The following is a 15,512-nucleotide window of genomic DNA, read 5'->3' as shown; positions in this document are numbered from 1 at the left end:
GCTTGCTCCATTGCGCTGCGCTAGAAATCGAGGGCCTGATCGGTTTGTTGCGGGGTCAGGTACTTGAGGTAGATGCCCCGGAGGGTGCCATCCGCTTTCATCTCGTCTACCACAGCTTTCATGTTCAGGTAGGCCTGTTCCGAGAAGTGCGCCTTGCTGAGGATCAGGCCGAGGGCAGTCGGCGGCTGTTCGGGCTCCCAGTCATGCACGATGACGCTGTCGGTGAGCCCCAGCTCATCCAGTTCTTTGACATAGAACACCGGCTGGGAAACGATGAGGCTGACTCGGTTGCCGGCTTTGAGCATGAGGAACAGATTGTGAGCCGTCAGCACTTCATTGACTCGGCCCCGGGCGCGAAGCCTGTCGATCAGGCCATCGAAATAGGCGCCGTGTTTGAACCCACGCACTACTGCAGCTGTGGCGGTTTCATCCTGTAGCAGAGTGGCGGCCGTGGTGTATTTGGCATCGGTCACCAAGGCCATGTTCTTCTGCGCGATATAGGGAATGAAAAAAGCGAACTCATCGCGCTCGGCCGTGCGCAGGCCGGAGACGCTCATGGGCAGCGTGCCCTCCTTCAGCTCCTTCCAGATCCGCGCGCGCGGTCGTTCGATGTAGGCGAAGCTGTAACCGCCGCGGTTCTTCAGCTCATCGACCACGTCCTTGTCGATGCCGGCGCCGTTTGAGTAAAGGTAGCCAGCCTCATAAAAGGCGACCTTGTAGGGGCTCCCCAGCAAGTCTTGCACGTTTGCCTGGCACAAGCCTGGCAGCAGGGCCAGGCAGCCGATCAGTAGCCTGCACCAGGTAAGGAGGATTTTCGGGGTAGCCATGCAAAATTCTTCCTTGGCGTACTCACGGCAGAGCTGCGAGCTGCGGGGGTGGCTGCAGTGTAGTTGGCCTAGGCACGCGGGTGTGGAGGCAGACTCTAGGACGAGCAACTGATTTCCAGGTGTTTGCCCCATTCCGGTGGGCGTTCGGCGTAGCGTTGCATGCCGTCTTGTTCCTCGAAGGGCCGGCTGAGTACCGCGTGCAGTTCGCGTACCGGGGCGTAGTCGCCGTTCTCCGCCGCCTCGATGGCCTGCTGGGCCAGGTAGTTGCGCAGCACATACAGCGGGTTGACCGCGTGCATGCGTGTGCGTCGCGCCTCCTGGCTGCCGTTCTCGCGGGCGCTGCGGGCGCAATAGCTCTCGGCCCAGGCGTCGAAGGCGCTGCGGTCGACGAAGTCGTCGCGCAGCAGGCGCACGACCGCTTCGGGCGCCTGCTCGCCCAGGCGGCGGAAGAACAGGCTGTAGTCCACTGCACCACTCTGCTGCATCAGTTGCAGCAGCTGTTGGATCAGTCCCTCGTCGCCGTCTTCGGCGCTGCTCAGGCCCAGGCGCTGGCGCATCAGGGCCAGGTAGTGCGCCTGGTACAGCGGCAGGAACAGTTCCAGGCTGGCGCGCAGCTGTTCGAGCTCGACCAGCGGCGTCAGCGCCTGGCCGAGGGCGGCCAGGTTCCACTGGGCGATCGGCACCTGGTTGCTGAAGCTGTAGCGGCCGCTGCCATCGGAGTGGTTGCAGATGTGGTTGGCGTCGAAGTCGTCGAGGAAGGCGTAGGGGCCGTAGTCGAAGGTGATGCCGAGGATCGACATGTTGTCGCTGTTCATCACCCCGTGGCAGAAGCCGTAGGCCTGCCAGTGGGCGATCAGCGCGGCGTTGCGCTCGACCACTTCCTGGAACAGTGCGGCAAAGGGCTGCGGTTGTGTTTGGCAGGTGGGGAAATGGCAGGCCAGCACATGCTCGCCGAGCTGGCGCAGTTGCTCGTGCTGGTTGGTGTAATAGAAGTACTCGAAGTGGCCGAAGCGCACATGGCTCTGCGCCAGGCGCAGGACCATGGCCGCGCTTTCGCGTTTCTCGCGCCATACCGGGGTGCTCGAACCGGTCACGCACAGCGCGCGGCTGGTGGGGATGGCCAGGGCGTGCAGGTATTCGCTGGCGAGGAACTCGCGGATCGAACTGCGCAGCACCGCGCGGCCATCGCCCATGCGTGACCAGGGCGTCAGCCCGGCGCCTTTCAGGTGCAGGTCCCAGTATTCGCCAGCCCCGTTGACCACCTCGCCCAGGAGCAGGCCGCGGCCATCCCCCAGGCGCGGGTTGTAGCTGCCGAACTGGTGCCCGGAATAGACCATGGCGCGCGGCTCGGCGTCGCTCCACAGCTTGTGTCCGGCGAAGACCTGGGCGAACACCTCGCTGTCGGCTTCGGCCGGATCCAGGTCGAGCAGGGCCATGGCTGCCGGGCTCGCCACCACCAGACGCGGCGCCTCGATCGGCTCGGGCAACACGTGGCTGGAGAAGGCGTCGCCCAGGCGGGCGTAGCGGTTATCGAAAACGAGGTCGGTGAGGGCTTTCACTGCAGGGCTCCGCGACAATTCCGAGCATTTTGCTTGGTTTTGTCGCGGAGCGTCCAGCCGACCAGTCACCCTGGCCGGTGGGCACACTTACTGCGGGTCGATGGAGGGTGCTGGCGGCGGCAGGGGTCTCTGTTGGGTGTCCGCAGCAGCCGTGGCCGCGACCATCTGCCCGGTGGTCAGGTTGAGCTCTTCGCCATGCAGGTTCTTGATCATCACCTCGACCTGGTTGAAGGCCATCTCCACCTTGTGCTCGCGGAAGGTCAGGGCGATGCGCGTGAGGATCTCGTCGGTGGCGGCGTTGCGGTCACCCAGCTCGCGCACGTGGAAGCGCAGTTCGTAGTCGAAGGTGCTGGCGCTGATGGTGAGGAAATACAGCAGCGGCTCGGGGTCGCGCAGCACCCGCGGGTTCTCGATGGCGGCCTGCATCATCAGCTTGCGCGCCAGCGGCAGGTCGGTCTCGTAGGCCACGCCGATCTTGATGATGACCCGCGTGACTGTGTCGTTGAGCGACCAGTTGACCAGCTGGTCGGTGACGAAGGTCTTGTTCGGCACGATGATTTCTTTGCGGTCGAAATCGGTGATGGTGGTCGCGCGGATGCGGATCTTGCTGACCGTGCCGGACAGGTTGCCGATGGTCACCACGTCGCCGATGCGCGCCGGGCGCTCGAACAGGATGATCAGGCCGGAGATGAAGTTGGCGAAGATCTCCTGCATGCCGAAACCGATACCCAGCGACAGTGCGGCCACCAGCCACTGCAGCTTGTCCCAGCTGACGCCGAGTACCGACAGGGTCATGACGAAGCCGATGCCGCTGATCGCATACGACAGCAGGGTGGTGGTGGCGTAGGCGCTGCCCTGGGCCAAAGACAGGCGCGACAGCACCAGCACTTCCAGCAGGCCGGGCAGGTTGCTGGCCAGGGCTACGGTGATGGCGACGATGATCAGGCCGCCGAGCAGGTCGAGCAGGCTGAGCGGCACCATGGTGGCCGCGTCGCCGCTGCCGCTGCTGTATTCGTAGAGGGTGATGTTGTCGAGGTAGGTGAACACGCTGAGCAGGTCGGCCCATACCCAGTACAGGCAGACCACGAAGCCGCTGAGCAGGGCCAGGCGGATCAGACGCATGGACTGCTGGTTGATCTGCTCGATGTCCAGGGTTGGCTCCTCGATCACCCCTTCGCTGCCGTCCAGGCCTTCCCTGGGTTGCGCCTGGCGCTGAGTCAGGGCGCGGGCGTAAGCCAGACGGCGCGCCGCAACGGCCATGCCGCGCTCGAAGGCCGCTTCGAGGATCATCCACAGCACCAGCAGGTAGAGGGTGTCGATCAGGCGGTCAGTCAGTTTCAGCGCGGTGTAGTAGTAGCCGAAGCACACCGCGACGAACAGGCCGACCGGCAGGGCGGTGAAGCTTACGCCGACCACCAGGCGAAAGGCGGTGGAGCGTTCGTGCATTGGTCCGGCCAGTAGCAGGCGGCCGAGCAGCCAGGCCATCAGGGCGTAGCAGCTGAGCACCACGGCAATGCCGATGACATCCTCGGCCAGCGCCGCCGGCTGATGCTCGGCTACCGCGACCACGCCGACCAGGGCCATGACCACCAGGCCCAGACGGCGCACCTGGGTGTTGAGGAAGGCCACCCGTGGTCGCTCCCAGCGGAAATGCAGTTCGCCAACGCCATGCGGCGCGACGATGCGATAGAGGGTGTAGAACACCAGCCAGGCCTGGGCCATTTCCAGCAGGGCGGTGCCCAGGTTGGCGTTCTGGCCACGCGCATCGATCAGCAGGGCCACACCGCAGAGGGTGAGGAACAGCGTGACCGGCAGGGCCAGAAGGATGTTGATGAAGATCGCCATCGGTGTGTGCAGCTGGCTGTCATGCTTGTAGTGGCCGATGTCCTGGTGCAGGCCGCGGAGTTTTTCGTACAGCCAGCTGCGCCGCCAGATCAGGGCGCCGATCAGCAGCAGCAGCGGAATGAACAGCCACGGCCGGTCGACCAGGCCGGCGCCCAGCTCGCGGGCGGCGGAGCCCCAGGGCACGGCATTCAGCTGGCGCTCCAGCAAGGTCGGTACCTGCTGCAGCCAGGCCAGGCTGAGTGGCTTGTTGCTGGGAATCCAGAACATCTGTTCTTCGAGGGTGTTGCGCAGGCTACTGGCCGTGGCCTGCAGCTGCTTCTGGTTGAGCTGCAGGGTGATCGATTCGTTGAGCAGGGCATTCAGCTCGCGGTTCAGCCGGTCGAGCAGCTCGCTGCGGGTGGTGACCAGCTCCAGCAGGGTCTGGCGCAGTTCCGCGGTGACCTGCTCCGGCGGCTGCTTGGCCAGCAGGCTGTCGACGTGCTCGGAGAGGTTGGTCAGGACATCGCGCTTCTGGTTCAACTCGAACTGGTACAGGCGTATGTCGGCGATCTGGTCGGCCAGGTTCTTGTCCAGCTGCAGTTGCGGCAGGGCCTGCTTCTGCTGGTAGAGGATCTTGGCCAGCAGCAGGCTGCCCCTGAGCACGTCGATCTGTTCTTCCAGGGCCTGGTCGGCCTGGTTGACGCTGTCCAGTTGCTGCTTGGTCTGCAGGTTGAGGCGGGTCAGTTCGTTGAGGCGGTCGGTGATGCGCAGCAGGTAGTCGGAGAGCTTGAGGTTTTCCGCACTTTCCTTGGCCAGCAGGCTGTCCGGGGTGGCTTTCTCGGCTTCACGCGACAGCTCGGCGACGGTCTGCTCCGAGCTTGCCCGGCGCTTGTCGTTGATCAGCGACTGCAGCTCGAGGCTTTCCTGTTCCAGGCGGCGGATGCGCTCGGTGAGCAAGTCGTGACGGCTGTTGCCGAGGTCCTGCAGCAGGCTGTTGCCGGCCAGTTCCTGGCGGCGCAACTCGGTCAGTGCGGCCAGCGCCGCCAATTCGGCATTGAGTTGGTCGCGCTGCTCGGGGCCGATCGGCTTGCCGGCATCCTTGCCGACCTTGAGCATGTTGTTGATCTTCATGGCGCGGGTCTGGTTGCTGCTGATCTCGGCCTGGGCGCGCTCCGGGCGGGTCTGCGCGGTGATCAGCAGGCTGTTGGCTTCGGCCAGTTCCTGTTGCCAGCCGGAGAGCTGGCTGGTGCGCTCACTGAGCAGCTTTTCCAGCTGGCTGGCGCTGGATTTGCCATGCCGCTCCGCGGCCGGTTTGACCGGGCTGGCCTTGAGCCGGGTGAATTCGCGCTGGGCTTCAGCGATCAGCCGCGGCGCATCATTGAGCTGGCGCTTGAGGTCGCTCAGGCGCTGCTCGCTGTCGGCCTGGTTGGCGAGGAAGGCCAGGGTCTGCTCCAGCGTCTGCTGTAGGGCCTTCTGTTCGGCTTCCGGCAACTTGCGCTCGGCCAAACCATCGAGGCTCTGCTGCACGGCCGTACGGCTCGGTGCCTGGGCGGCAACCTGGCCAGCGGAAAGAAGACACAAGCCCAACAGGGCGGCGGCGAGGTAGGGGCGTAATACAGGCATGGTCGCTTCGGGCGGCTCGGAAAATGATGCGGCTAATGATATGCCAGGCGGGCAGTCGCGTGGCGTGCGCGATTGCCAATTGCCGGTCAAGTGCTTAGAAACCGTCGACGATCAAGAGATCGTCGGCCAGGTTGTTACAGGAACAGCCCAGGGCCGGGCTTACCCTGGCCTTCGGGGAATCTGACGCCGACTTTGCGCACCTTGTTCCCTTCCATCACGGCCACGGTCCAGGTCAGGCCGTTCCATTCCACCTGGTCGCCGACCACCGGCTGGCCGCCGATCTGGTGGGCGATGAAGCGGCCCAGGTGCAGCTGGCCTTCGGCGCCTTCCAGTTTCAGGCCGTAGAGAGTGGCCACGGCGCTGAGCTGGGCATCGCCTTCGAGGATGAAGTCACCGAAGAAGCGCAGGTCCTGGGTGCGTGTCGGGGCCTCGATGAACAGTTTGCCGAGGGCCGGCAGGTCATGTTCATGACCGACCACGCAGAGCACGTCGCCGGCCTCCAGTTTGGTACTGCCGGAGGTGTGCAGCAGCTCGCGGCCACGGAACAGCGCAGCGATGCGCGTGCCTTCGGGCATCCTCAGGTCGCGCAGCGGTGCACCGATGCACCACTTTTCCGCGCCCAGGCGGTAGATGAACAGCTCCCACTCGCTGGTCGGGTGGGTTTCCAGGCCGGCGCGGGAAATCGGCGCCGGGTCCGGCGGTACGGTGACCTTCAGCAGCTTGGCCGCCCAAGGCAGGCTGGTGCCCTGCAGCAGCAGGGAGACCAGCACGATGAAGAAGGCCACGTTGAAGAACAGCTGGGCATTCGGCAGGCCGGCCATCAGCGGGAACACGGCGAGAATGATCGGCACCGCGCCACGCAGGCCGACCCAGGCGATAAAGGCCTTCTCGCGGTCGTGGAAGGCGCGGAACGGCAGCAGGCCGAGGAATACCGACAGCGGCCGGGCGAACAGGATCATCCACAGCGCCAGGCCGAGGGCCGGGAGGATGATCGGCAGCAGCTCGTGGGGCGTGACCAGCAGGCCGAGGACCAGGAACATGCCGATCTGCGCCAGCCAGGTGAGGCCGTCGAGGATATGCAGGATGCCGTGGCGCGAGCGGATCGGCCGGTTGCCCAGTAGCAGGCCGCACAGGTAGATGGCGAGAATGCCGCTGCCGCCAACGGCGTTGGTGATGGCGAAGATGATCAGTCCGCCACTCACCACCAGCAGCGGATAGAGGCCGTTGGCCAGGGTCATGCGGTTGACCACCTGCAGCAGCAACCAGCCACCGCCGAGGCCAAGCAGGCCGCCGATGCCGAACTGCTGGATCAGGTGCACGACGAAGGTCCAGCTGAAACCGGACTCGCCGCTGGCGAGCATCTCGATCAGGGTTACGGTGAGGAAGACCGCCATCGGGTCGTTGCTGCCCGATTCGATTTCCAGGGTGGCGCTGACCCGCTCGTTGAGCCCGCGCCCGCCGAGTAGGCTGAATACCGCTGCGGCGTCGGTGGAGCCGACGATGGCGCCGATCAGCAGACCCTCCAGCAGACTCAGGTTGAACAGCCAGGCGGCGGCCACACCGGTCAGCCCGGCGGTGACCAGCACGCCCAGGGTGGCCAGCGACAGTGAGGGCCAGAGTGCCACGCGAAAGCTCGATACGCGGGTGCGCATGCCGCCATCGAGGAGAATGATGGCCAGTGCCAGGTTGCCGACCAGATAGGCCTGCGAGTAGTCGTTGAAAACGATGCCGCCGGGGCCGTCGACACCGGCGAGCATGCCGACCGCGAGGAAAATCACCAGGATCGGGATGCCGAAGCGCGAGCCGAAGGCGCTGACCAGGATGCTCAGTGCTACCAGCAGCGCGCCAATCAGGAACAGGCTGTTGATGGTGCTGGCGTCCAAGGGCGTACTCCGGGCGAATGGGCGAGGGGCGCCGCTGCTATGCAGAGGTCATGCCGGATTCTAACCCGCGGCTTTGCCAGGCGCTCAAAAAAACGCCCCGCTCGTGCGGGGCATATTCTTGCCAGATAAATCAGATGGTTAGATGCCTCTGGCGGGGCTAGCCACTGCGTCGGGTGGATCAGGCGGAGCGCTGCCGTAGCCCTGATGCAATCCGGGAAGCAGGCAGCACCGCTCCCGGATTACAGCCGGGCTACAGACTTGAGGGCGCGGCGGGCTGCTTGTCTCCATACGCCGCTCAGGCGCTGCAGATAAGGTCGTAAACAGGCCTTTAGAACCAGGCGTCCTGCATGCTCAGGCAGGTGTCGTCGCGCGCCTCGAGGATGGCCAGGTCGTGGTGGCAGCTCGGCACTTCCCAGGTCAGGAAGTAGCGCGCGGCCTGCAGCTTGCCCTGATAGAAGTCGACATCGGCGGCGTTGCCCCCGCCTTTATGAATAAGCGCCAGGCCTTCCTCGGCGCGAATCGCCTGTTCCAGCCAGCGCCAGCCGATCACCATATGGCCGAACACCTTGAGGTACAGCGCCGAGTTGGCCAGGCCCTGGTTGACCTTGCCGGCCATCAGGTCGCCGAGCAGGGCCAGGGTCACCGTTTGCAGGCGGGCCAGCAATTGTTCCAGCGGCTGGCGCAGGGTATTGAGCGATGCGTACTCGGTGGCGCGCTGGCAGGTGCCGTGGATCAGCTTGAGCAGCTGTTTGAGCGCCGCGCCGCCATTCATCGACACCTTGCGCCCGAGCAGGTCGAGCGATTGGATACCGTGGGTGCCTTCATGGATCGGGTTGAGGCGGTTGTCGCGGTAGTACTGCTCCACCGGGTATTCGCGGGTGTAGCCGTGACCGCCGAGAATCTGGATGGCCAGTTCGTTGGCCTTCAGGCAGAACTCCGATGGCCAGGATTTGACGATCGGGGTGAGCAGGTCGAGCAGCTCCAGGGCGGTCTTGCGCTGCTCCTCGGTCTCCAGGGTCTGGGTGTCGTCGAACAGCCGCGCGGCATACAGGCCGAGGTCGAAGGCGCCTTCGACATAGGCCTTCTGGGTCAGCAGCATACGGCGCACGTCGGCATGCTCGATGATCGAGACCTGCTGCGAAGCCGGGTCCTTGCCATCCGGGTGACGGCCCTGCGGGCGGTTGCGGGCGTAGTCCAGCGAGTACAGGTAACCGGCATAGCCGAGCATGATCGCGCCCATGCCGACGCCGATGCGCGCTTCGTTCATCATCTGGAACATGTAGCTCAGGCCGTGATGCGGCTTGCCTACCAGATAGCCGACGCAGTTGTCGTTATCGCCGAAGTTCAGCGCGGTGGAGGTGGTGCCGCGCCAGCCCATCTTGTGGAACAGGCCGGCCAGCAGGGCGTCATTGCGCTGGCCCAGGCTGCCGTCATCGTTGACCAGGAACTTCGGCACGATAAACAGGCTGATGCCCTTCACCCCGGGCGGCGCGTCCGGCAGCTTGGCCAGCACCATGTGCACGATGTTCTCCGAGATCGGCTGGTCGCCGCCGGAGATGAAGATCTTGTTGCCCTTGATCCGGTAGCTGCCGTCGGCGTGCGGTTCGGCCTTGGTGCGGATGTCCGACAGCGAGGAGCCGGCGTGCGGTTCGGTCAGGGCCATGGTGCCGAAGAAGCGACCGTCGATGATCGGCTGCAGGTATTTGCTCTTCTGCTCGTCATTGCCGAAGGCTTCGATCAGGTTGGCCACGCCCATGGTCAGCATCGAGTAAGAGCTGGTGGCGATGTTGGCCGACTGGAAGTGGGCGAAGCAGGCCTGCGACAGCAGGTTGGGCAGCTGCATACCGCCGTGTTCGAAGTCGCGGGTGGCGTTGAGGAAACCCGCTTCGTGGAAGGCGCGCAGGGCCGGCTCGACTTCCGGAATCAGCACCGCGGCGCCGTCCACGTACTGCGGCTCGTGTTCGTCGTTCTTGCGGTTGTGCGGGGCGAACAGCTCTTCGGCAATGCTGCGCGCCGTGTCGATGGCCGCATCGAAGGTCTCGCGGTTGTGCTCGGCGAAACGCTCGCGCTGGGTCAGGGCTTGCGCATCCAGCACTTCGTAAAGCTCGAAGGCCAGGTTACGGGAACTGAGCAGAGTCTCGGACATGGGGCGTGCCTCCAGTGGAATGGCTGGAGTCTAGGTCGGTGAATGAAGGCTGCCTAGCAACATCCATAAGCGTGATAAAGCCGCCAAACCTTGTAGGAGCGAGCTCTGCTCGCGAAGCCGGCCGTGCAAAAGCTTCGCGAGCAGAGCTCGCTCCTACAGACGCCGGGCTGCCATGCGTCGTGGCGGGCATCCAGGCTACAATCCGCGCCTCGCGAGGATTTTTCCATGAACTACCGTCACGCCTTCCACGCCGGCAACCACGCCGACGTGCTCAAGCACATCACCCTGAGCCGCCTTATCGCCCTGCTGTCACGCAAGGAGGCGCCATTCGTCTGCCTCGACAGCCATGCCGGCGTCGGCCTCTATGACCTCAAGGGCGACCAGGCCAGCCGCACCGGCGAATGGCTGGAAGGCATCGCCCGCCTGTGGGATGCGCCGGATCTGCCCGAGCTGACCGCCGACTACTTCGGCGTGCTGCGCGCGCTTAATCCTGATGACCAGCTGCGCTACTACCCCGGCTCGCCCGAGCTGGCGCGCCAGCTGACGCGCATGCAGGACCGCGTGCTGCTCAACGAGAAGCACCCGGAAGACGGCCAACTGCTGAAAGACAACATGCGCGGCGACCGCCGCGTGGCCGTGCACTTGGGCGAAGGCTGGCACGTGCCGCGCGCCCTGCTGCCGGTGGCGGAAAAGCGTGCCCTGCTGCTGATCGATCCGCCATTCGAGCAGGCCGACGAACTGGAGCGCTGCATCACCGCGCTGAATGAAACCATCAGTCGCATGCGCCAGACCGTTGTGGCGATCTGGTACCCGATCAAGGACGAGCGTCAGCTCAAGCGCTTCTACCAGGGCCTGGAGAAGTCCAGCGCACCCAAGCTGCTGCGCGTCGAACTGTTCGTCCACAGTCCGGACGACGCCACCCGCCTGAGCGGCTCCGGACTGGCCATCGCCAACCCGCCATGGGGCCTGGAAGACGAGCTGAATCAGCTGCTGCCCTGGCTGGCGAGCAAGCTGGCACAGAGCCAGGGTGACTGGCGGCTGGATTGGTTGGTGCAGGAGAAGTAAGCGACACGGAGCCTGGCCCCGTGCCGCTCGGATCATGCATTACTCGGCGTTGCCGTTGACCGTCACGCTGACCTGATCCCCCGGATTGACCTGCAGGCCGGCCTGCTTGCAGTCGAACAGGGCAGCGCTGCTGCGACGGATCAGGCTCTGGCCGCTGGTGCGGTTCAGGCAGGTGTAGGTCTTCACCGCGACCCCGCTGGTGGTGACGCCCAGGGGTGTTTCCAGGTTGTAGCTGAGCTGGCCGCGCAGGGCCGGGGCGTTGCCCTCGCAATGCTGCTCGAAACTGGCATTCAGCGCCGTCACCACGCCATCGCTGCCGTAGGTCACTTCGAAGATATCGAAGCGGCCGGTCAGGCTGTTGCAGCCGCGGCCATCACCGGAAAAGCTCAGGCCCGGTTTGTCCGCTGTCTGAAAGGGGAAGCGCATTGCTCCCTCATAGGTGCCGGGTTGCAGGGTGGCATTGGCTGACGCGGCCAGATCCAGGTACCACCAGGTGTCGGGGGTGGTTACGGCCAGCGAGATGCCGTTGTCGTAGTTCTTGCTGTAGCGGAAGGTCGCGTTGGCGTCGGTATAGAGGTAGTTCTGGCCCTGGCCGATGTAGTCGCCGGCATCGCTTTTCAGGATCAGACGGGTTTCGGCGCTGGCGATGCAGCTGGCGGCCAGCAGCAGGCCGGCAACAAGAGGCTTGAGTGCGTTCATGCAATGTCCCTTTGCGGGTTGAGAGGATAGACGGTGGGGCTGCCCGACTCCTTTCTGGTGAGCCCGCACCGCAGCCAGCTTAGTCGCTCTTTGACCCTCTGCCTGCGAGGCAGTCCGCAGGGTTTTGCATCGCCCAGTAAGTGCTATCTACTGCGCTGGCGCGGGTCGACGTAGTAGCTCAGCTGCTGGCGCGGGTTGAGGTATTCGAGTGCCTCCGCCGGTAGCTGTGCGGGGCGCAGGCTGCGGGCGATGGCCAGGTTGGGTTCTTCTTCGAGGTTGACGATCAGCGCCTCTTCCTTGGGGATCTTCGGCTCGAACAGAATCAGCGTCGGCTTCAGCGGCAGGCTCGGGTGCATGCCCAGCACCAGCGCGTAACGCTCGTCCTCCAGCTGCACCAGGCTGCCCGGTGGGTAGACGCCCATGCTGCGGATAAAGGCTTTCAGTGCCACCTCGTCGAAGTACTCGCGCTGCTGCTTGAACATCTTCGCCAGGGCCTCATGGGGGCTGATGGCGTCACGCGGGTTGAGCGGGTTGCACAGGTTGTCGAAGTGGTTGGTGATGCACACCACCCGGCTCAACCGGCCAATCGCCGCTTCGCGCAGGCCGCGCGGGTAGCCACTGCCATCGCAGTGTTCATGGTGTTCGTGGATGATCCGCAGCACCTCGTCGTCGAGCATCAGCTGCTGGCCGCGGCGCAGGCCGAACTCTGTGTGCAGCTGGAAAAGCTGTTGTTCGGGACGGGTCAGCGGTTCGTTCTTCAGCAGCACCTTGCTCGGCACTTCCATCTTGCCGATGTCGTGCAGCAGCGCGCCGAGGCCCAGGCTGTGGCAGGCCTCGCTGTCGTAACCGAGCTGGCGGCCGAGCATCACCGACAGCACGGTGACGTTGAGCAGATGCGAGTAGGCATCGTCGGCGGCCTTGCCATTGATGCTGTGCAGGGCCGCGCCGTCTTCGCCGAGCAGCGCCGCGACCAGTTCGCGGACCACTTCGCCGGCCTGCTTGAGCGCCTCTTCCGGTTGATTGCGCAGGGTCTGGTTGAGCGTCTTCACGCGCTGGCTGGCCTGGACAAAGGTGCGATCGACTTCGGCCAGGCGTTTGCGCAGCACTCCGAGCTTGGCGGCACGGGCCTGGCGGGCGAGTTCCGCGGGGTCCGGCTTGGCCTGTTCGACGGGCTCGGGCGCCGGTTCGGCGACCAGTTCCAGCGGCGCGCAATCGCTGCGCGCCGGGTCATAGCGCAGGCGCTGCAGGCCCAGGGCACGCAGGGCCTTGAGCTGCGCCTCGTCCTTGATCTTGAAGTTGCTGAAGGTGAAATCGTGCTCCCACCAGCCGAGCTCGAGCTGCACATACAGGCCGATGCACAGTTGCTCGGGGGTGATGTAGACGGCGGGGGCTGCGGGCATGCTGGTGTCGAAGGCTGCTGGCTATTGGCTGGCAGTCTAGCGTTTCGCGCGCGAACTGGCAGTAGTGCGCGGGCCTGGCGCGTGGTTAATCCTGGGCGTCAGTTGTGCTGGATTACCGGCTGAGGTTTCAGTCGCGGGCGAGTTCCTGTTCGACTTCATCCGCCCAGGCCAGCCAGGACTGCTCGCCGAGGATGCCGCGGCGCAGGGTCAGGTAGGGCAGGCGCAGCGCCTGGCGTTGCTCCTCGGGCAAAGCCTGGTAGTCGCGCTCGATGCTGAGCAGGCTGTCCAGGGTCTTGCGGTGCACGGCCACGTGGCGCTGCATTTCCTCGCGCAGGTTGGCGGTCGAGGTATGGGCGCCGGCGTACAGCTTGACCAGCAGCGCATCGTTGATCTTGTTCGGCTGCACCGGCTCGCCCAGCCAGCGCAATAGCTCGGCGTGGCCGCTCGGGGTCAGGCGGTAGATCTTCTTGTCCGGGCGGGTGTCCTGGGCCTCGGCCTCGAACTCCAGCCAGCCGGCCTCGTTGAGCTTTTTCAGTTCCAGGTAGACCTGCTGGTGCTTGGCGTTCCAGAAATAGCCGAGGCCATCCTTGAAGCGCTTGAGCAGGTCGTAGCCGCTGCCGGGTTCGCTTTCCAGGAGGATGAGGATGGCGTGCTTGAGCGACATGGGCGGGTTTCACCGGCTGTTATGGAAGTGCGCCGCAGTATACGGATTATGCAAAAAGTTGCATGGATGGAGAATGCTGCCTAGTATGCAAAAAATTGCATAACAACAATAACGCAGGAGCCCTCCATGAAACGCACCGGTACCCGCTTCCGTCCGCGCCTGGTTCGCGATGACTACGACGCCATCATCATCGGCTCCGGCATCGGCGGCCTGACCACCGCCGCGCTGCTGGCCAAGCTCGGCAAGCGCGTGTGCGTGCTGGAACAGCACTACACCGCTGGCGGTTACACCCACAGCTACGAGCGCGAAGGCTACGAGTGGGACGTGGGTGTGCATTACATCGGCGAGGTGCACAAACCCTGGTCGGCGATCCGCCGGGTGTTCGATGTGATCAGCGACGGCAAGCTGGAATGGGCGCCGATGGATGCCCACTACGACCGCATCGTCATCGGCGAGCAGACCTACGACTACGTGGCCGGGCGCGAGGAATTCAAGGCGGAGATGGCGCGCCACTTCCCCGGGGAAGTGGCGGTGCTCGAGCGTTATGTCGACCTGCTCAGCGAGGTCAGCGCCAGGGTGCCGCGCTTCTTCGCCGGCCAGGCCCTGCCGCGCTCGCTGGGCATGCTCTACGGCAAGCTGCGCCGGTTGTGGCTGCCGGATTACTTCTTCAAGACCACCCGCGAAGTGCTCGAAGGCCTGACCAGCAATCAAGAGCTGATCGGCGTGCTGACCGCGCAGTGGGGCGACTACGGCCTGCCACCGGCCGAGGCCGCCTTCGTCATGCACGCCATGGTCGCCAAGCACTACATCACTGGCGGCAACTACCCGGTGGGCGGCGCGACGAAGATTTCCGAGACCATCATCCCGGTGATCGAGGCGGCCGGCGGCCATGTGTTCACCTATGCCGGGGTCGACAAGATCCTGGTGGAGAACGGTCGCGCGGTCGGCGTGCGCATGCAGAAGGATGGCTTCGAGATCCGCGCGCCACAGATCGTCAGCTGCGCCGGCCTGGTTCCGACCTATACCCGCCTGCTCGAACCACAGGTGGCCAGCGACTATGGCCTGCTGGAGCAGCTGCCCAAGGTCAAACTGTCGGCCGCCACCCTGTGCCTGTACGCCGGTTTCAAGGGCAGCGCCGCCGAGCTGAAGCTGCCGAAGACCAACTACTGGGTCTACCCGACCCATGATCACGATCACAACGTCAGCAGCTTTATGGCCGGGCAGAACCCGGCAATGCCGCTGATCTATATCAGCTTCCCCTCGGCCAAGGACCCGGCCTGGGATGCGCATTACCCGAACAAGGCCACGGTGGAAATCGTCGCGCCGACCCAGCCGCAGTGGTTCGCCCAGTGGAAGGGCACTACCTGGGGCAAGCGCGGCGCCGACTACGAGGCGTTCAAGGCCCAGCTCACTGAACAGCTGCTGGAAACCCTCTACCAGCATCAGCCGCAACTGCGCGGCGCGCTGGACTTCTGCGAGCTGGGTACGCCGCTGTCCACCGAGTGGTACCAGTGGAACGAGCAGGGCGAGATCTATGGCATCGACCACAGGGTAGAGCGCTTCGAGCAGCACTGGATTCACAGCCAGACGCCGATCAAGGGCCTCTATCTGACCGGAGCCGATACGGTGACTGCCGGGGTCGGCGGCGCGCTGATGGCCGGGGTGCTGACCGCCTCGCGCATGCTCGGCTGGCGCGGCTATCGGGTCGGCCAGTTGCTGAAGAGCTGGAAGCCGGAGAGCAAGGCCGAGGCGGGAGAGCCGACGCAGGCGCTGTAAGCGTTCGTCTTCCCTCTCCCACCAGTGGGAGAGGGGCCGGGGGAGA

The 15,512-nt window shown here is 64.8% G+C and carries 10 protein-coding genes; 2 read left to right on the top strand and 8 right to left on the bottom strand.

From position 1 onward, the window contains the following. Window positions 1-20 precede the first annotated feature (20 nt). From HNE05_RS17875 to HNE05_RS17855, 5 genes are all read right to left on the bottom strand, one after another. Entirely contained in the window at window positions 21-827 is an 807-nt protein-coding gene (locus HNE05_RS17875) for a substrate-binding periplasmic protein (RefSeq protein WP_173209843.1), read from the bottom strand. A 95-nt stretch (window positions 828-922) separates the two neighbouring features. Then, on the bottom strand, window positions 923-2,386 hold the full coding sequence (gene selO, locus HNE05_RS17870; protein WP_173209841.1) for a protein adenylyltransferase SelO: 1,464 nt from the start codon (window positions 2,384-2,386) through the stop codon (window positions 923-925). Window positions 2,387-2,473: 87 nt separating this feature from the next. Next, window positions 2,474-5,833: a mechanosensitive channel MscK gene (gene mscK / locus HNE05_RS17865; RefSeq protein WP_173209839.1), complete on the bottom strand. Its 3,360-nt coding sequence runs from the start codon at window positions 5,831-5,833 to the stop codon at window positions 2,474-2,476. 134 nt (window positions 5,834-5,967) lie between these two features. Next, window positions 5,968-7,716, bottom strand: coding sequence for a potassium/proton antiporter (locus tag HNE05_RS17860; RefSeq protein ID WP_173209836.1), 1,749 nt, complete (start codon window positions 7,714-7,716; stop codon window positions 5,968-5,970). Window positions 7,717-8,044: 328 nt separating this feature from the next. Further along, the gene (locus tag HNE05_RS17855) at window positions 8,045-9,862 is read right to left on the bottom strand and encodes an acyl-CoA dehydrogenase (RefSeq protein WP_173209834.1); all 1,818 of its coding nucleotides are present in this window, start codon (window positions 9,860-9,862) and stop codon (window positions 8,045-8,047) included. A gap of 225 nt (window positions 9,863-10,087) precedes the next feature. On the opposite strand from HNE05_RS17855, the gene HNE05_RS17850 reads away from it, so the two are divergent. Further along, entirely contained in the window at window positions 10,088-10,927 is an 840-nt protein-coding gene (locus HNE05_RS17850; RefSeq protein ID WP_173209832.1) for a 23S rRNA (adenine(2030)-N(6))-methyltransferase RlmJ, read from the top strand. A gap of 39 nt (window positions 10,928-10,966) precedes the next feature. On the opposite strand, the gene HNE05_RS17845 is transcribed toward HNE05_RS17850, so the two are convergent. The 3 genes from HNE05_RS17845 to HNE05_RS17835 all read right to left on the bottom strand — a co-directional run bounded on the left by HNE05_RS17845 (window position 10,967) and on the right by HNE05_RS17835 (window position 13,690). Then, on the bottom strand, window positions 10,967-11,626 hold the full coding sequence (locus tag HNE05_RS17845) for a hypothetical protein (RefSeq protein ID WP_173209830.1): 660 nt from the start codon (window positions 11,624-11,626) through the stop codon (window positions 10,967-10,969). Window positions 11,627-11,769: 143 nt separating this feature from the next. Then, window positions 11,770-13,026 carry a cyclic di-GMP phosphodiesterase gene (locus tag HNE05_RS17840; RefSeq protein WP_173209828.1) on the bottom strand — a complete coding sequence of 419 codons (1,257 nt, stop codon included), beginning with the start codon at window positions 13,024-13,026 and terminating at the stop codon, window positions 11,770-11,772. Window positions 13,027-13,153: 127 nt separating this feature from the next. Then, window positions 13,154-13,690 carry a PadR family transcriptional regulator gene (locus tag HNE05_RS17835; RefSeq protein WP_173209826.1) on the bottom strand — a complete coding sequence of 179 codons (537 nt, stop codon included), beginning with the start codon at window positions 13,688-13,690 and terminating at the stop codon, window positions 13,154-13,156. A 126-nt stretch (window positions 13,691-13,816) separates the two neighbouring features. Between HNE05_RS17835 and HNE05_RS17830 the strand changes: the two genes are divergently transcribed. After that, entirely contained in the window at window positions 13,817-15,466 is a 1,650-nt protein-coding gene (locus HNE05_RS17830) for a phytoene desaturase family protein (RefSeq protein WP_173209824.1), read from the top strand. Window positions 15,467-15,512 lie beyond the last annotated feature (46 nt).

The organism is Pseudomonas campi, from assembly GCF_013200955.2.
In the GTDB taxonomy this organism is placed as follows: Bacteria; Pseudomonadota; Gammaproteobacteria; order Pseudomonadales; family Pseudomonadaceae; genus Aquipseudomonas; species Aquipseudomonas campi.
Note: the sequence above shows the minus strand (reverse complement) of the source record. Positions and strands in the feature narration are given on the sequence as shown.